Genomic DNA, 14,530 nt, shown 5'->3' with positions numbered 1-14,530 from the left:
TAGGAGGTGCATAATGAGCACATACGCAATCATTAAAACTGGCGGCAAACAAGTTAAAGTTGAAGTCGGTCAAGCTATCTACGTTGAAAAATTGAACGTTGAAGCAGGTCAAGAAGTTACTTTCGAAGAAGTAGTTCTTGTTGGTGGTGAGAAAACTGTTGTGGGTACTCCACTCGTAGCAGGCGCTACTGTTGTTGGTACTGTTGAAAAACAAGGTAAACAGAAAAAAGTTGTTACCTTCAAGTACAAACCTAAAAAAGGTAGCCACCGCAAACAAGGTCACCGTCAACCTTACACAAAAGTTGTTATCAACGCTATCAACGCTTAATCGCGTAGCTTGAAGCAATCATTACAGAAATTCGGAGGAATAACATATGTTAAACTTGAATCTTGCTAACTTGCAATTTATGGCCCACAAAAAAGGTGGAGGTTCAACGTCAAACGGTCGTGACTCACAAGCGAAACGCCTTGGTGCGAAAGCTGCTGACGGCCAAACTGTATCAGGTGGTTCAATCCTTTACCGCCAACGTGGTACAAAAATCTACCCAGGAGCTAACGTAGGTCGTGGTGGAGATGACACTCTTTACGCTAAAGTAGAAGGCGTTGTACGCTTCGAACGTAAAGGTCGCGATAAGAAACAAGTATCTGTTTACCCAATCGCAAAATAAGTCTGAAAATGGCTTTACAATAGGCTTTCCGAGTTGTTTTCGGAGAGTCTTTTTTGTAATTTGATTTTGCTATTTTTAAAAGTGTACGATAGAAGTGATTCAAGACGGCAATATCTCCTCTATAGGATAAAAATATTTTGCTTTCTGCACTGTTGCACTGCCTATAAGTTCTACATTCAGTAGTAGATGAAATATTCAGAGGAAGTGGTACGGGTTCCAACTTAGTAAAATTAGTCATCGATGATTTGGCGAACAGAAATTCCAAAGCCTTTCAAATTGCAGTTGAAGAAGAGAAATTGGGAACCTGGAAGTTATATAAGAGAAGAATAGTCTATTTATGAAAACGCAAGAGTTCAGCAAATTCTTGCTTTTTTTGATATAATGGTAGAAGCAGTTTTAAGAGGTATCAGCTATGAATATTCAACAATTACGCTACGTTGTAGCCATTGCCAACAGTGGTACTTTTCGGGAAGCAGCAGAGAAAATGTACGTTTCCCAGCCTAGTTTGTCCATTTCCATTCGTGATTTGGAAAAAGAGTTAGGTTTTCAAATTTTTAGCCGAACTAGTTCAGGAACTTTTTTGACACAAAAAGGGATGGAATTCTATGAGAAAGCTCAGGCTTTAGTTAAGGGATTTGATCAGTTTGAGCATCTCTATTTGCAACCTGAGGAAGGTGAGAAGACTTTCTCAATTTCAAGTCAGCATTATGATTTTCTTCCCCCACTGATTACGGAGTTCTCGCGTAGCCACCCGCAGTACCCTCATTTTCGCATTTTTGAATCGACTACAGTACAGATTTTAGATGAGGTTGCTCAAGGTTATAGCGAGCTTGGTATTATTTATTTGAACGAGAGAAATACAAAAGGAATCATGCAGAAATTGGATAAACTTCACTTGCAAGCTGTAGATTTGTCTGCATTTCAGACTCATATCTACCTTCGTGAAGATCATCCTTTGACAAAGAAAGCTGAGATTGATCCGGCAGATTTGGTAGGTCTACCTACCGTACGGTTCACTCAAGAAAAAGAGGCTTATCTTTATTATTCCGAGAACTTGATTGATACGTCGGATTCCTCGGTTGTGTTTGATGTGACAGACCGTGCGACTTTGAATGGAATTTTGGAGCGTACGGATGCCTATGCAACTGGTTCGGGCTATCTTGATGACGAGAGTGTCAATGGCATTACCGTAATTCCTCTCAAAGGAAAGGTAGACAATCGCATGGTCTATGTCAAACGAGCTGATTCAGAATTAAGCCAATGTGCTTTAGATTTTATTGAAATGATGCATCAATATTTTGATGCGAAGAAAGGTTAGTATGAGAAAGTTTGGATTTCCAATTCTGGCAGTTGTTTTGATAGGTTTGGACCAGTTTGTAAAAGCTTGGACAGTTGCCAATATTGAATTAGATACGGTTGAGCCATTTCTTCCAGGATTTATGAGTTTGGCCTATTTGAGAAATTATGGAGCGGCTTGGTCTATCTTACAAAATCAGCAGTGGTTTTTCACGATTGTGACAATTGTAGCTGTGACTGGTTTGATTTGGTATTATGTGAAGCAAATCAAGGGCAACCTGTGGACCTTATTTAGTCTGGCTTTGATGATTGCTGGAGCCCTGGGGAATTTTATTGATCGTCTTAGATTGGGATATGTGGTGGACATGTTTCACTTGGATTTTATCAGTTTCCCAGTTTTTAATGTGGCGGATATGTGTCTGAATGTCGGTGTTGGAATTTTGTTTATTTGTATTATGAAAGAAGAGAGTAATGGAAGTAAGAGTTGAGATTGGTGGCATTCGTTTGGACAAGGCATTGTCGGATTTGACGGATTTGTCTCGTTCGGTTGCAAATGAGCAGATTAAGGCTGGTCAGGTTTTGGTTAATGGACAACCCAAAAAAGCCAAATACAGTGTGCAGGTTGGGGATGTTCTAACCTATCAAATTCCAGAAGTAGAAGAAATCGACTATGTTGCTGAGGATATTCCTTTAGAGATTGTCTTTCAGGACGAGGATGTTGCTGTTGTAAATAAACCTCAAGGGATGGTCGTTCATCCGTCGGCTGGTCACACGTCTGGAACGCTAGTCAATGCTCTCCTTTATCACGTAAAAGATTTGTCAGGCATCAATGGTGTCTTGCGACCAGGTATTGTCCATCGGATTGACAAGGATACATCTGGCTTGCTCATGATTGCTAAAAACGATGATGCCCATACAAAGCTTGCTGCTGAATTGAAAGATAAGAAATCCCTTCGTAAGTATTGGGCCATTGTACACGGCAATCTACCAAACGATCGCGGAGTAATCGAGGCGCCGATTGGTCGTTCTGAAAAAGACCGCAAGAAACAAGCGGTGACTGCCAAAGGGAAAGAAGCGGTGACACGTTTTCAGGTTTTGGAGCGTTTTGGTGACTACACTTTGGTGGAATTGACCTTGGAAACAGGACGAACTCACCAAATTCGTGTCCACATGGCTTATATTGGTCATCCGGTTGCGGGTGATGAAGCTTACGGCCCAAGGAAAACACTAAAAGGGCATGGGCAATTTCTTCATGCCAGAACGCTTGGATTTACCCATCCGAGAACTGGTGAGGTTGTTGAATTTACGGCAGAAGCGCCAGCTATTTTTCAGGAGGCACTTGAAAAACTGCGCAAGGCTGAATAATAGTATGAAAACCTTATCATCTTGCCCATTTTTTCAACAAATGCTATACTAGAACATGAAAAATGTTAAGGAGAGTAAGAATGGAAACTTTACCAAATTGTCCAAAATGTAATTCTGAATATGTCTATGAAGACGGTGCCCTCTTGGTTTGCCCTGAGTGTGCATACGAATGGAACCCAGCAGATGTAGCTGAGGAAGAAAGTGGACCTGTTGCAATTGATGCTAACGGTAATCGTTTGGCGGACGGCGATACTGTGACGCTTATCAAAGATTTGAAAGTGAAGGGTGCGCCTAAGGACCTTAAACAAGGTACACGTGTTAAAGGCATCCGTATCGTTGAAGGCGATCACAATATTGATTGTAAAATCGATGGTTTTGGTGCCATGAAGTTAAAATCTGAATTTGTTAAGAAAATCTAAGAGAGAGGACTGGTTAACCAGTCTTTTCCTGTTTTTGAAAGGATAGTATGAAGAATCAAAGTTTTTTTATTTTATAGCAGATGTTTACTGGCTGCTTTAGCGATTACGGGAACTGCTCTAGAAATCATTAAATACGGTATCGGCATGCTCATGTATTATACGGTACAATCTAATTTATTGGTATCTCTGTTTGCTGTCTATATGGTCTATGCCATGAGTAAAAGTGTGGATTTACAGACGTCACGTTTTCTTCGGATAAAGGCAGCGGTAACCATGTCTATCATGATTACTTGTGTAGTCTATCACTTTATGTTGGCGCCTTTGGCAGACGATTTCTGGCGACTTGAAAATCTACTCTGCCATTATATTGTTCCCTTATATTTTTTGTTAGATACCCTAATAGTAGATCGTCAGCAACAGTACAAGTGGTTTGACCCGATTTGGTGGACGCTTTTGCCTGTTCTTTACATGATTTTTGGTCTAGTGAATGGTCTTTTCATAAAAATTCCAATCCCAGATGCTAAGGACAGTCCTTTTGCTTATTTCTTTCTCAATGTCCCTAAGTATGGTTGGACCTATGTTTTGACTTATGCTGGAGTCATCTTTGTCGCCTATCTAGTCTGCGGTTTTCTATTGGCGGGACTAAAATCCATAAACCTTAAGACTTCATTGTCTTTTGGAAAAAATTCTCAGTAAAATCCGATAATTTCTATATTTTTTTAGAAAAAAATTGTCAAGGCTGAGATTTTATGCTATACTCTGCTTAATAAATCCTTTAAATCCTGTCCAGAGAGGCAGACAAGGAGTAGTGTGTTAAGCAGGTTAGTCGAATTACTAGCCTATATTTTCATAGTCTCCTTGTGTAAAGGGGACTTTTTTCTATATTTTTTGGAGGTCTTTATGAAGACAAAAGAAATCGTTGATGATATGACCATGAAACGGGCTATTACCCGTATCACTTATGAAATTATCGAGCGGAACAAAAATTTGGAAAATATTGTTCTTGCAGGTATTAAAACACGTGGTGTGTTCATTGCCAAGCGTATCCAAGAAAGACTCAAACAGCTGGAGGGTATTGATGTTCCACTGGGTGAATTGGATACCAAACCTTTCCGTGATGATGTAAAAGTCGAAGAAGATACGACAAGCATGACTGCTGATGTGAATGACCGTGATGTTATTTTGGTAGATGATGTGCTCTATACAGGACGAACTATTCGTGCTGCTATTGACAACATAGTGTCCTTGGGGCGACCTGCTCGCGTTAGTCTAGCTGTTTTAGTTGACCGTGGTCACAGAGAACTACCTATTCGAGCGGACTATGTTGGGAAGAACATTCCGACTAGTCGTTCGGAAGAAATCATCGTTCACATGGCTGAAATCGATGGTCAGGATTCTGTCCTTCTGGTTGAAGGTGCATAGTCGCTTCGTTTACAAATTCTCATTCTACATCTAGATCATAAAGGTAGGTATCATCATGACAATTACAAATGGTAAAGTTTCACTCAAACACTTGGTTACAATGGAGACCCTCTCAAATGAAGAAGTATTGGGACTCATTCAACGTGGTATTGCTTTTAAACGCGGTGAAAAGGTAGAGTTGGATCGGAAGTACTATGCTTCTAACCTTTTCTTTGAGGATTCAACTCGGACGCATAAGTCTTTTGAAATGGCAGAGCTTCGTTTGGATATGGGAATGATTGACTTTGATGCTCGTACCAGCTCAGTCAATAAGGGTGAAACCTTGTATGATACCATTTTGACCATGTCAGCACTTGGGGTAGACATCTGCGTGATTCGTCACTCGGAAGTGGATTATTACAAGCAATTGATTGATAGTCCTACCATTCAGACTTCAATTGTCAATGGTGGTGATGGTTCAGGTCAACACCCAAGCCAATCCCTACTTGATTTGATGACTATTTATGAAGAATTTGGAACTTTTGAAGGCTTGAAGATTGCCATTGCAGGTGATATTACACACTCACGGGTTGCTAAGTCCAATATGCAAATTTTGAAACGGCTGGGAGCTGAGATTTTCTTTGCTGGACCGGAGGAATGGTACGCAGAGGAATTTGATGTCTATGGTCAGCATGTGAATATTGATGATATTGTGGAAACGGTAGATGTACTGATGTTGCTCCGTGTGCAACACGAGCGTCATGATGGTGATGGTGGTTTTTCTAAAGAAACTTATAACAGTTTGCATGGTTTAACAGAGGAGCGCTACAAACGCTTGAAAGATAGTGCTATTGTCATGCATCCGGCTCCTGTTAACCGAGATGTTGAGATTGATGATCAATTGGTAGAGGCGCCAAAATCACGTATTGTCCGTCAAATGCAAAATGGTGTATTTGTCCGAATGGCGATTTTGGAAGCAATTGTCAATGGCAAGGCTTAAAAGTAAGCTGTTCAGGTACCTTAGAACTGAGCAGTTAGAAATTTGTTAGACTTATCTTATTTAATATCGCTCAGAGAGGCGACGAATAGAAAGGCAAGGAACAGGTCAATGGTTGCGAGCAACTCATTTCCCTACGCCTGCCTCTATGGAGGTCAGGCTATTCCTTGCACTAGCTCGAAAATGGATTATTATCGAATCCATTTTCTCACGTCGGTCAGAGTAAGTCGGACTACATGGAAGGCATGTGTCCTTCTACGCAAAGTCCTATTGGACCTTTGCTACCTCTGACACTAGCCGTAAGGTTTAACTAATATCGAGCTAAACCTTACGGCGTCGGACTTATCTTATTTAATGTCGCCCAGAGAGGCGACGAATAGAAAGGAGAAGGTACAGGTTCGAGTAAGATTTGATTTTTATATTCGAACACGCCCTAAGGACTGTGTGAAAAAGATAAATATCGACTTGACGCCGATAGCGTCGGCGCCGAATTTCCTATTTTCACTTTGTCCTTTTAACGGGCTTTGTATCATAGATTATGTCAAAAAGACGTTTAATTTTGGAAGATGGCACTATTTTTGAAGGTGAGGCCTTTGGTGCTGATATGGATGTGACTGGTGAGTTGGTTTTCTCGACTGGTATGACTGGTTATCAGGAATCAATCACAGACCAGTCCTATAATGGTCAGATTTTAACCTTTACCTATCCTTTGGTGGGGAATTATGGCATCAACCGTGATGATTATGAATCTATCAATCCGACCTGTAAGGGGGTTGTGGTTAGTGAATGGGCTCGTAGGGCAAGTAACTGGCGTAACCAGATGACCTTGGATGAATTTTTAAAGGCTAAGAAAATTCCAGCAATTTCAGGAATTGATACACGCGCCTTGACTAAAATTATTCGTCAGCACGGGACCATGAAGGCGACATTGGCAAATGTTGGTGATTCCGTTGAGCATTTGACGGATCAATTGAGAGCGACTGTTTTGCCTACCAACAACATCCAGCAAGTATCTACCAAAACCGCCTATCCTGCGCCTGGAATTGGACGTAGTGTTGTGCTGGTTGATTTTGGCTTGAAGCATTCTATTCTTCGTGAATTAGCCAAACGCGACTGCAATGTGACGGTTGTTCCTTATGATACGACAGCAGAAGAAATATTGGCTCTTAATCCAGACGGCGTCATGCTGTCAAACGGTCCTGGTAACCCAGATGATGTTCCTGAAGCCTTGGATATGATTCGTGGTATTCTTGGCAAGATTCCAATTTTTGGTATCTGTATGGGCCACCAACTCTTCGCCAAGGCTAATGGGGCTACAACTTACAAGATGAAATTTGGTCATCGTGGTTTCAATCATGCTGTTCGTGAAATTGCGACTGGTCGAGTGGATTTTACCAGTCAGAACCACGGTTATGCAGTGGCTCGTGAAGATTTACCTGAATGTTTAATGATAACTCATGAAGAAATCAATGACAAATCAGTAGAAGGGGTACGCCACAAGTACTATCCAGGTTTCTCTGTTCAATTCCACCCAGATGCTGCACCTGGTCCACATGATGCCAGCTATTTGTTTGACGAATTTATGGAATTGATGGATGGCTTCCAGGCAAGATAATAAATCTATTGTTTACAATTTAGAAAACACTTTATTGCCGAATGTCAGTTATTTAGTGTCGCTTAGAGAGGCGATAAATAGAAAAGCAAGGGACGGGTCAAAGGGTGCAAGCAACTCATTTCCCTACGCCTGGGAGTGGGAAAGAACTCGAAAAGTAAAAAAGAGTTCATCAACAAGTCTTTATTTTTAGTTGTTGAGCTGAAACAGTCTATTCCCAGACTGTTTCACTCCCACCCCCGCATAGTTCCAACTGTCTGGGAGACAGTTGGAAGTTGGGAATAGAGCGAACAAAGTTCGCATCAGTGAAGTTAAATTTGGAGTATAGAATACGAACTGCTGAGATTTGCTTTGCAAATCCTATCTCCAACCTTAAACAGTCCCCCGGACTATTTAAGCCAATCAACCACTGCGCTGAGATGTTGACACCTGCTCTTAGAAATGGTGATATACTTTAAGGCTATTCCTTGCACTAGCTCGAAAATGGATTAATGTCGAATCCATTTTCTCACGTCGGTCAGAGCAAGTCGGACTTCATGCTAAGGCATGTGTCCTTCTACGCAAAGTCCTATGGGGCCTTTGCTAACGCTGACACTAGCCGTAAGGTTTACCTAATATCGAGCTAAACCTTACTGCGTCGGACTATTATTTAATTCTATCCGGAGAGATAGAAAATAGAAAGGAGAAGATACAGGTTCGAGTTTCTTATTCGAACACGCCCTAAGGACTGTGCGAAAAAGATAAACGTCGTCTTGATGCTTGAAGCATCAGCGTCGCGTTTCCTATTTTCGCTTTGTCCTCTTAACGGGCTTTGTATCATACATTATGCCAAAACGTACGGATATTAAGAAAATTATGGTGATTGGTTCTGGTCCGATTATTATCGGTCAGGCTGCGGAGTTTGATTATGCTGGGACTCAGGCTTGTTTGGCTTTGAAGGAAGAAGGCTACAGTGTCGTCTTGGTCAATTCAAACCCTGCGACCATTATGACAGACAAGGAAATAGCAGATAAGGTTTATATTGAGCCAATCACGCTTGAATTTGTCACACGGATTTTACGGAAGGAGCGTCCAGATGCTCTCTTGCCAACCCTGGGTGGTCAGACTGGTCTCAACATGGCCATGGAATTGTCTAAGGCTGGTATTTTAGATGAACTTGGGGTTGAACTCTTAGGCACAAAACTATCTGCAATTGATCAAGCAGAAGACCGTGACCTCTTCAAACAACTCATGGAAGACCTTAATCAGCCTATTCCTGAGTCAACCATTGTGACGACAGTTGAAGAAGCCTTGGAATTTGCTGCTGAAATTGGCTATCCTGTCATTGTTCGCCCAGCCTTCACGTTGGGTGGTACTGGCGGTGGTATGTGTGCCAATGAAGAAGAACTGCGTGAAATTGCAGAAAATGGTCTGAAATTATCACCAGTGACCCAGTGTTTGATTGAGCGTTCAATTGCTGGATTCAAGGAAATTGAATACGAAGTGATGCGCGATGCGGCCGACAATGCCTTGGTCGTATGTAACATGGAAAACTTTGACCCTGTGGGAATTCATACAGGAGATTCTATCGTATTTGCCCCAACACAGACGCTTTCGGATATTGAAAACCAGATGCTACGCGATGCCAGTCTAAGTATTATCCGAGCCCTCAAAATTGAAGGTGGTTGTAATGTGCAGTTGGCGCTGGATCCACATAGTTTCAAATACTATGTCATTGAAGTAAACCCACGGGTTTCTCGTTCATCTGCCTTGGCATCAAAAGCAACGGGCTACCCTATCGCCAAATTAGCTGCGAAAATCGCAGTTGGCTTGACCTTGGATGAAATGGTGAACCCTGTTACTGGAACGACCTATGCCATGTTTGAGCCTGCACTTGACTACGTTGTGGCAAAAATTCCACGTTTCCCATTTGATAAGTTTGAAAAAGGGGAGCGCCGCCTTGGAACGCAAATGAAGGCAACTGGTGAGGTCATGGCTATTGGTCGCAATATCGAAGAAAGTTTGCTCAAGGCCTGTCGTTCTTTGGAAATCGGTGTCTACCACAATGAAATGCCTGAACTCAGCCAAGTAACAGATGACCAACTGGTTGAAAAGATTGTCAAGGCTCAAGATGACCGGCTCTTCTATCTTTCAGAAGCCCTTCGTCGTGGCTATACCATTGAAGAATTGGCTCAATTGACGAAAATTGATGTCTTCTTCCTTGACAAGCTGCTTCATATCTTAGAAATCGAGCAGGAATTGGCAACGAATTTTGATAATATTGATTTATTGAAAAAAGCCAAGAAATACGGTTTTGCAGACCGCAAGATTGCGGAACTCTGGGGACGGACAGAATCCTACATTCGTCAACTGCGGACAGAGTACAAAATTGTCCCTGTTTACAAGATGGTAGACACCTGTGCGGCTGAGTTCGAAAGTTCAACACCTTATTTCTATTCAACTTATGAGTGGGAAAATGAGTCAATTCGTTCAGAAAAAGAATCTGTTTTGGTGCTGGGTTCTGGTCCAATCCGTATCGGTCAGGGTGTGGAGTTTGACTATGCGACGGTGCATTCTGTTAAAGCAATTCAAGCGGCTGGCTACGAAGCCATCATTATGAACTCAAACCCTGAAACGGTCTCAACTGACTTTTCGGTTTCGGACAAGCTTTATTTTGAGCCGTTGACCTTGGAAGAGGTCTTGAATGTGATTGACCTTGAGAAACCAAAAGGGGTTATCGTTCAGTTCGGTGGCCAGACGGCTATCAATTTGGCAGAGCCATTGGCCAAAGCAGGTATTCCAATCTTGGGGACACAGGTGGCGGATTTGGATAGAGCTGAAGACAGGGATTTATTTGAAAAAGCCCTGAAAGACCTAGGGATTCCACAGCCACCAGGCCAAACCGCAACCAATGAAGAGGAAGCTCTTGAAGCGGCCCGCAAAATTGGTTTCCCGGTACTTGTTCGTCCCTCTTATGTCTTGGGCGGTCGTGCTATGGAGATTGTCGAAAATGAAGAGGACTTACGTTCTTATATGAGAACTGCGGTCAAGGCTTCGCCAGAGCACCCAGTTTTGGTGGATTCTTACATCGTCGGTCGTGAGTGTGAAGTGGATGCTATTTCAGATGGTAAGGATGTCTTGATTCCGGGTATTATGGAGCATATCGAGCGCGCTGGGGTTCACTCAGGGGACTCTATGGCCGTTTATCCGCCACAAACCTTGTCCAAAGAAGTGCAGGCGACCATTGCAGACTACACCAAACGCTTGGCAATTGGTCTCAACTGTATCGGTATGATGAATATCCAGTTTGTCATCAAGGATGAAACGGTCTATGTCATTGAGGTCAATCCTCGTGCTAGTCGTACGGTGCCATTCTTGTCCAAAGTCACAGACATTCCAATGGCTCAGGTTGCAACCAAATTGATTTTGGGACAAAGCCTTGCGGAACTTGGCTACCAAGACGGTCTTTATCCTGAGAGCAAGCAAGTTCACGTCAAGGCACCAGTCTTCTCGTTCACGAAACTAGCAAAAGTAGATAGTTTGCTGGGACCTGAAATGAAGTCAACTGGTGAAATCATGGGGTCGGACTTGACATTGGAGAAAGCACTTTATAAAGCTTTTGAGGCCAGCTACCAACACCTGTCTGAATTTGGTTATGTAGTCTTTACCATTGCGGATGAAGACAAGGAAGAAGCTCTTGGACTTGCCCAACGCTTCCATGAACTTGGTTATGGTCTGCTGGCTACGGCTGGCACAGCTGCCTATCTGGCTGATAAGGGACTATCCGTAACAACTGTTGGCAAATTGGGCGATGTAGCTTGTCAAGATATTCCAAGCCTTGTTCGAGCAGGTAAGGTCCAGGCTATTATCAATACGGTTGGTAAAAAACGGGTGGCCGATGGCGACGGTCAAGTCATTCGAAGCTCTGCTATTGAAGGAGGTATCCCACTCTTTACAGCTCTTGATACAGCAGAAGCCATGATTAAGGTGTTGGAAAGCCGTAGCTTTATGACACAGGCAATTTAATAGTATAAGCAAATTAGCAATATTGACGACTTCGCAAGAGGTCGTCTTTTTTGCTTCAAGTGAACTGTATCTCTATATTTTAAGTCGTTTGCTTATTAATATTAATTGATTTTATAGGAAATTGGAGTATAATGAAGGCAGAGAGGTGCAAGGATATGATTGATGAAGTTTCTAAAAAGAAATTAGCAAAGACATATAGAATATTCTGTCTATTATGTCTGATGTGGATTCCCTACTTTTGGTTCTTACATTATTGGATAACTCATGATTGGACGATCCCTCTCCAAGTATTTGCGATGTGTTTTATTGTAACAGCAGTTTTTCAACCTTTGTTCTGGTATATTATGCTAGGGATTTTTCTTTGGGTTTTTACTAATGTATTTTTTGATGAAATTAATGTTTTGAAAGGGAAAAAATCGCGGATAATCAAACGTTCCAAAGAAGTTCTTGTTCAGCAAGAGCCTCAGTCTCCAAAAAAATCAGAGAGTTCAATTCCTTTATTGTTATTTTACTGGACACTTTTTAAATAAAAGAGAGTGGTTAATGATTTCATTCTGAAATGCAGTATAATGAGAGTTGAGAGGTGAGAGACTATGAACCTAGAAAAGGAAAAAGCATATGAACGTAATGTTAAAATTTTCTTTGTTTTGTGCTTTCTTTGGATTCCATACATTGGTTTCTTTATTTATTGGATAATTGTAGATGTAGATTACAGCTTGCTTACTCAAATGATTTTAACAGCTCTTGTTCTTCCTGCGTTTTTTCAACCTTTTTTCTGGTATATGATGTTAGGGTGCATTCTTGCAAGTCTTACTTGGATGTACGCGGATAAGTTGAATGCAGCGGATGAGTGGGATGCATAGGTTAATCCAAGCCTTAGAAATGGTTCGATTTTGTCTCAGAGTTTTAGTTTATTCCGACACCTATTTCAGGTGTTTTTTTGCTCAAAACTTTGAAAGGAGAAGCTATGGCTACACCTTTAGTTACGGAGAAGTGTCTTTGTAATGTTTATCATTTCTTTCAGAACGGTATATTTTGCTATAATAGTTACTATGAAAGTAATCGTTACAACAAGTTTGGGTATGGATGAGCACTTGGTCCAAAAGGCAAAAAATCTGGCTGAAGAGTTGGGGATTGCCTACTGTGACCGACGGAAGCAAGCTGTGAAGGTCTTTCTAAAGCAAGCGGATGCAGTCTTGGTAGTCTACAAGAATCAATTGGTCATTGAACAAAAAGAAGGGCAAAAACTCTTTTTCCACCCCGATACCGCTATGTTACGGATCAAGTCTGGTCGGGATCCACTTTTGGAGTTAGTGGGGGAGGGCAGGAAAACAATTCTAGACTGCTCTATGGGCCTAGCTTCGGATAGTATTGTGCTGGCTAGTGCAGGTCATCAGGTGACAGCCTTGGAGAGTTCTCAGCTCATTCATTTTATCGTCAGTAAGGGCTTAAAAGAGTTTGATAGTGGGAAATCAGAGGTCAATCAAGCTATGCGATCTATCCAGACTATTTGGACAGATAGTTTGACATATTTGAAAGAACAGGCGGATCAATCTGTTGATGTTATTTACCTTGACCCCATGTTTTCGCAAGAGATTACGGAGTCTGACAATCTTGATGGGCTAAAACCCTTTGCTAATTTCACAGCCCTATCTGAAGAATTTTTGAGCGAATGCAAGCGCGTGGCCAGAAAGAAAATCATTATTAAGGCTCATTTTAGAGATAAAGTATTTGAAGAATTTGGCTTTATTCGCCATATCCGTCCCAATCAAAAATTTCACTATGGAGAAATCATTTTGGAGGAGTTAATATGAAAATCATAGTAACAGGTTTTGATCCATTTGGTGGCGAGGCTATCAATCCAGCCTTGGAAACCATTAAATCTCTGCCCAAGACCATTGCAGGTGCGGAGATGATTATTGTCGAAGTTCCGACGGTTTTTGACAAGGCAGCTCGTGTTTTGGAAGAAAAAATGGCAGAACATGAACCTGATGCAGTGCTCTGCATTGGTCAAGCAGGGGGACGGGCAGATCTGACACCTGAGCGAGTGGCCATTAACCAAGATGACGCTCGCATTCCAGACAATGAGGGCCAGCAACCCATTGACAGAACCATCCGTCCAGATGGGCCAGCAGCATATTTTTCAACCCTGCCTATAAAGGCCATGGTAGAAGCCATTCGTTCTGCGGGCATTCCAGCCTCTGTTTCCAATACTGCTGGCACCTTTGTCTGCAACCATCTCATGTATCAGGCGCTTTATCTGGCGGAGAAACAATTTCCAAAAACCAAGGCAGGTTTTCTCCACATACCTTATCTTCCAGAGCAGGTCGTGGACAAGCCTGGCCTGCCGTCCATGTCCCTCGAGACCATTGTCAAAGGGATTGAAGCCGCTATCTCAGCCCTTGTAGCCTATGCGGACAAGGAGGACATCAAGACTGTAGGAGGGGCGACGCATTGATGGATGGAAAATGGCAGAGCAGACAACGTGTTGAGCAGATGGAAAGCATATTTAATCGTCAACTCCAGCTCGCTTCAGAAATACGGGCTCTCCTTGAACAAGTTGAAACCAGCCAATCGGCTTATCTGGACTTGTTAGAGTATTATCAAAGCCCAACCTTCATAGAAGATATGGATTTTGCTGATAGAGGGAAATTTAAAAATCTTCCCTGCGGTGTCTTGAGTGAGGATGGCGTCTATAATCTGCTTGTAGATAGAAAAGAATTGGCGACTAAGCTAAGAGAATGTGCAGACCTACTGGATGTGTAAG

At 42.1% G+C, this 14,530-nt stretch carries 17 protein-coding genes; all 17 read left to right on the top strand.

What is annotated here, in order from left to right; translation table 11 throughout:
* Nucleotides 1-13 precede the first annotated feature (13 nt).
* Nucleotides 14-328, top strand: coding sequence for a 50S ribosomal protein L21 (rplU, locus tag PHA78_RS05805; protein WP_002941330.1), 315 nt, complete (start codon nt 14-16; stop codon nt 326-328).
* A gap of 46 nt (nt 329-374) precedes the next feature.
* Nucleotides 375-668 (top strand): 50S ribosomal protein L27, encoded by a 294-nt coding sequence (gene rpmA / locus PHA78_RS05800; protein WP_009909754.1) that lies wholly within the window; start codon nt 375-377, stop codon nt 666-668.
* A gap of 191 nt (nt 669-859) precedes the next feature.
* Nucleotides 860-1,009, top strand: coding sequence for a transcriptional regulator (locus PHA78_RS05795; RefSeq protein ID WP_079267758.1), 150 nt, complete (start codon nt 860-862; stop codon nt 1,007-1,009).
* A gap of 71 nt (nt 1,010-1,080) precedes the next feature.
* Nucleotides 1,081-1,986: a LysR family transcriptional regulator gene (locus tag PHA78_RS05790; RefSeq protein WP_105096364.1), complete on the top strand. Its 906-nt coding sequence runs from the start codon at nt 1,081-1,083 to the stop codon at nt 1,984-1,986.
* 1 nt (nt 1,987) lies between these two features.
* Nucleotides 1,988-2,452, top strand: a complete 465-nt coding sequence (gene lspA, locus PHA78_RS05785) for a signal peptidase II (protein ID WP_105096365.1) — start codon at nt 1,988-1,990, stop codon at nt 2,450-2,452.
* Nucleotides 2,436-3,329 (top strand): RluA family pseudouridine synthase, encoded by an 894-nt coding sequence (locus PHA78_RS05780; protein WP_024377833.1) that lies wholly within the window; start codon nt 2,436-2,438, stop codon nt 3,327-3,329. Before lspA ends, PHA78_RS05780 begins: the two co-directional genes overlap by 17 nt.
* Nucleotides 3,330-3,409: 80 nt before the next feature.
* A complete protein-coding gene (locus PHA78_RS05775; protein ID WP_012775074.1) occupies nt 3,410-3,748 on the top strand; it encodes a zinc ribbon domain-containing protein YjdM in 339 nt (112 codons plus the stop codon).
* A 144-nt stretch (nt 3,749-3,892) separates the two neighbouring features.
* Nucleotides 3,893-4,444, top strand: a complete 552-nt coding sequence (locus PHA78_RS05770; RefSeq protein WP_272158548.1) for a Pr6Pr family membrane protein — start codon at nt 3,893-3,895, stop codon at nt 4,442-4,444.
* A 204-nt stretch (nt 4,445-4,648) separates the two neighbouring features.
* Nucleotides 4,649-5,170, top strand: coding sequence for a bifunctional pyr operon transcriptional regulator/uracil phosphoribosyltransferase PyrR (gene pyrR / locus PHA78_RS05765; RefSeq protein WP_024376075.1), 522 nt, complete (start codon nt 4,649-4,651; stop codon nt 5,168-5,170).
* Nucleotides 5,171-5,225: 55 nt separating this feature from the next.
* Nucleotides 5,226-6,149, top strand: coding sequence for an aspartate carbamoyltransferase catalytic subunit (locus PHA78_RS05760; protein ID WP_024377831.1), 924 nt, complete (start codon nt 5,226-5,228; stop codon nt 6,147-6,149).
* 535 nt (nt 6,150-6,684) lie between these two features.
* Nucleotides 6,685-7,761: a carbamoyl phosphate synthase small subunit gene (locus PHA78_RS05755; RefSeq protein WP_024377830.1), complete on the top strand. Its 1,077-nt coding sequence runs from the start codon at nt 6,685-6,687 to the stop codon at nt 7,759-7,761.
* An 822-nt stretch (nt 7,762-8,583) separates the two neighbouring features.
* Entirely contained in the window at nt 8,584-11,763 is a 3,180-nt protein-coding gene (carB, locus tag PHA78_RS05750; protein ID WP_272158547.1) for a carbamoyl-phosphate synthase large subunit, read from the top strand.
* Nucleotides 11,764-11,918: 155 nt separating this feature from the next.
* On the top strand, nt 11,919-12,293 hold the full coding sequence (locus tag PHA78_RS05745; RefSeq protein WP_153051782.1) for a hypothetical protein: 375 nt from the start codon (nt 11,919-11,921) through the stop codon (nt 12,291-12,293).
* A gap of 63 nt (nt 12,294-12,356) precedes the next feature.
* Nucleotides 12,357-12,626, top strand: a complete 270-nt coding sequence (locus PHA78_RS05740; protein WP_105107114.1) for a hypothetical protein — start codon at nt 12,357-12,359, stop codon at nt 12,624-12,626.
* A gap of 189 nt (nt 12,627-12,815) precedes the next feature.
* Nucleotides 12,816-13,577 (top strand): class I SAM-dependent methyltransferase, encoded by a 762-nt coding sequence (locus tag PHA78_RS05735; protein WP_272158546.1) that lies wholly within the window; start codon nt 12,816-12,818, stop codon nt 13,575-13,577.
* Complete coding sequence (gene pcp / locus PHA78_RS05730; protein ID WP_272158545.1) at nt 13,574-14,221, top strand: pyroglutamyl-peptidase I; 648 nt, start codon at nt 13,574-13,576, stop codon at nt 14,219-14,221. Before PHA78_RS05735 ends, pcp begins: the two co-directional genes overlap by 4 nt.
* Nucleotides 14,221-14,529 (top strand): DUF4298 domain-containing protein, encoded by a 309-nt coding sequence (locus tag PHA78_RS05725; RefSeq protein ID WP_105151656.1) that lies wholly within the window; start codon nt 14,221-14,223, stop codon nt 14,527-14,529. The genes pcp and PHA78_RS05725 overlap by 1 nt, the downstream gene beginning before the upstream one ends.
* Nucleotide 14,530 lies beyond the last annotated feature (1 nt).

The organism is Streptococcus sp. HN38, from assembly GCF_028335765.1.
In the GTDB taxonomy this organism is placed as follows: domain Bacteria; phylum Bacillota; class Bacilli; order Lactobacillales; family Streptococcaceae; genus Streptococcus; species Streptococcus suis_P.
This window is presented reverse-complemented; position numbering and strand designations above follow the sequence as displayed.

What these genes read in the sequence shown, in the direction of transcription:
- rplU (WP_002941330.1), top strand. Translation starts at nt 14, where the DNA reads ATGAGCACATACGCAATCATTAAAACTGGCGGCAAACAAGTTAAAGTT.
- rpmA (WP_009909754.1), top strand. Translation starts at nt 375, where the DNA reads ATGTTAAACTTGAATCTTGCTAACTTGCAATTTATGGCCCACAAAAAA.
- PHA78_RS05790 (WP_105096364.1), top strand. Translation starts at nt 1,081, where the DNA reads ATGAATATTCAACAATTACGCTACGTTGTAGCCATTGCCAACAGTGGT.
- lspA (WP_105096365.1), top strand. Translation starts at nt 1,988, where the DNA reads ATGAGAAAGTTTGGATTTCCAATTCTGGCAGTTGTTTTGATAGGTTTG.
- PHA78_RS05780 (WP_024377833.1), top strand. Translation starts at nt 2,436, where the DNA reads ATGGAAGTAAGAGTTGAGATTGGTGGCATTCGTTTGGACAAGGCATTG.
- PHA78_RS05775 (WP_012775074.1), top strand. Translation starts at nt 3,410, where the DNA reads ATGGAAACTTTACCAAATTGTCCAAAATGTAATTCTGAATATGTCTAT.
- PHA78_RS05770 (WP_272158548.1), top strand. Translation starts at nt 3,893, where the DNA reads ATGCTCATGTATTATACGGTACAATCTAATTTATTGGTATCTCTGTTT.
- pyrR (WP_024376075.1), top strand. Translation starts at nt 4,649, where the DNA reads ATGAAGACAAAAGAAATCGTTGATGATATGACCATGAAACGGGCTATT.
- PHA78_RS05760 (WP_024377831.1), top strand. Translation starts at nt 5,226, where the DNA reads ATGACAATTACAAATGGTAAAGTTTCACTCAAACACTTGGTTACAATG.
- PHA78_RS05755 (WP_024377830.1), top strand. Translation starts at nt 6,685, where the DNA reads ATGTCAAAAAGACGTTTAATTTTGGAAGATGGCACTATTTTTGAAGGT.
- carB (WP_272158547.1), top strand. Translation starts at nt 8,584, where the DNA reads ATGCCAAAACGTACGGATATTAAGAAAATTATGGTGATTGGTTCTGGT.
- PHA78_RS05745 (WP_153051782.1), top strand. Translation starts at nt 11,919, where the DNA reads ATGATTGATGAAGTTTCTAAAAAGAAATTAGCAAAGACATATAGAATA.
- PHA78_RS05740 (WP_105107114.1), top strand. Translation starts at nt 12,357, where the DNA reads ATGAACCTAGAAAAGGAAAAAGCATATGAACGTAATGTTAAAATTTTC.
- PHA78_RS05735 (WP_272158546.1), top strand. Translation starts at nt 12,816, where the DNA reads ATGAAAGTAATCGTTACAACAAGTTTGGGTATGGATGAGCACTTGGTC.
- pcp (WP_272158545.1), top strand. Translation starts at nt 13,574, where the DNA reads ATGAAAATCATAGTAACAGGTTTTGATCCATTTGGTGGCGAGGCTATC.
- PHA78_RS05725 (WP_105151656.1), top strand. Translation starts at nt 14,221, where the DNA reads ATGGATGGAAAATGGCAGAGCAGACAACGTGTTGAGCAGATGGAAAGC.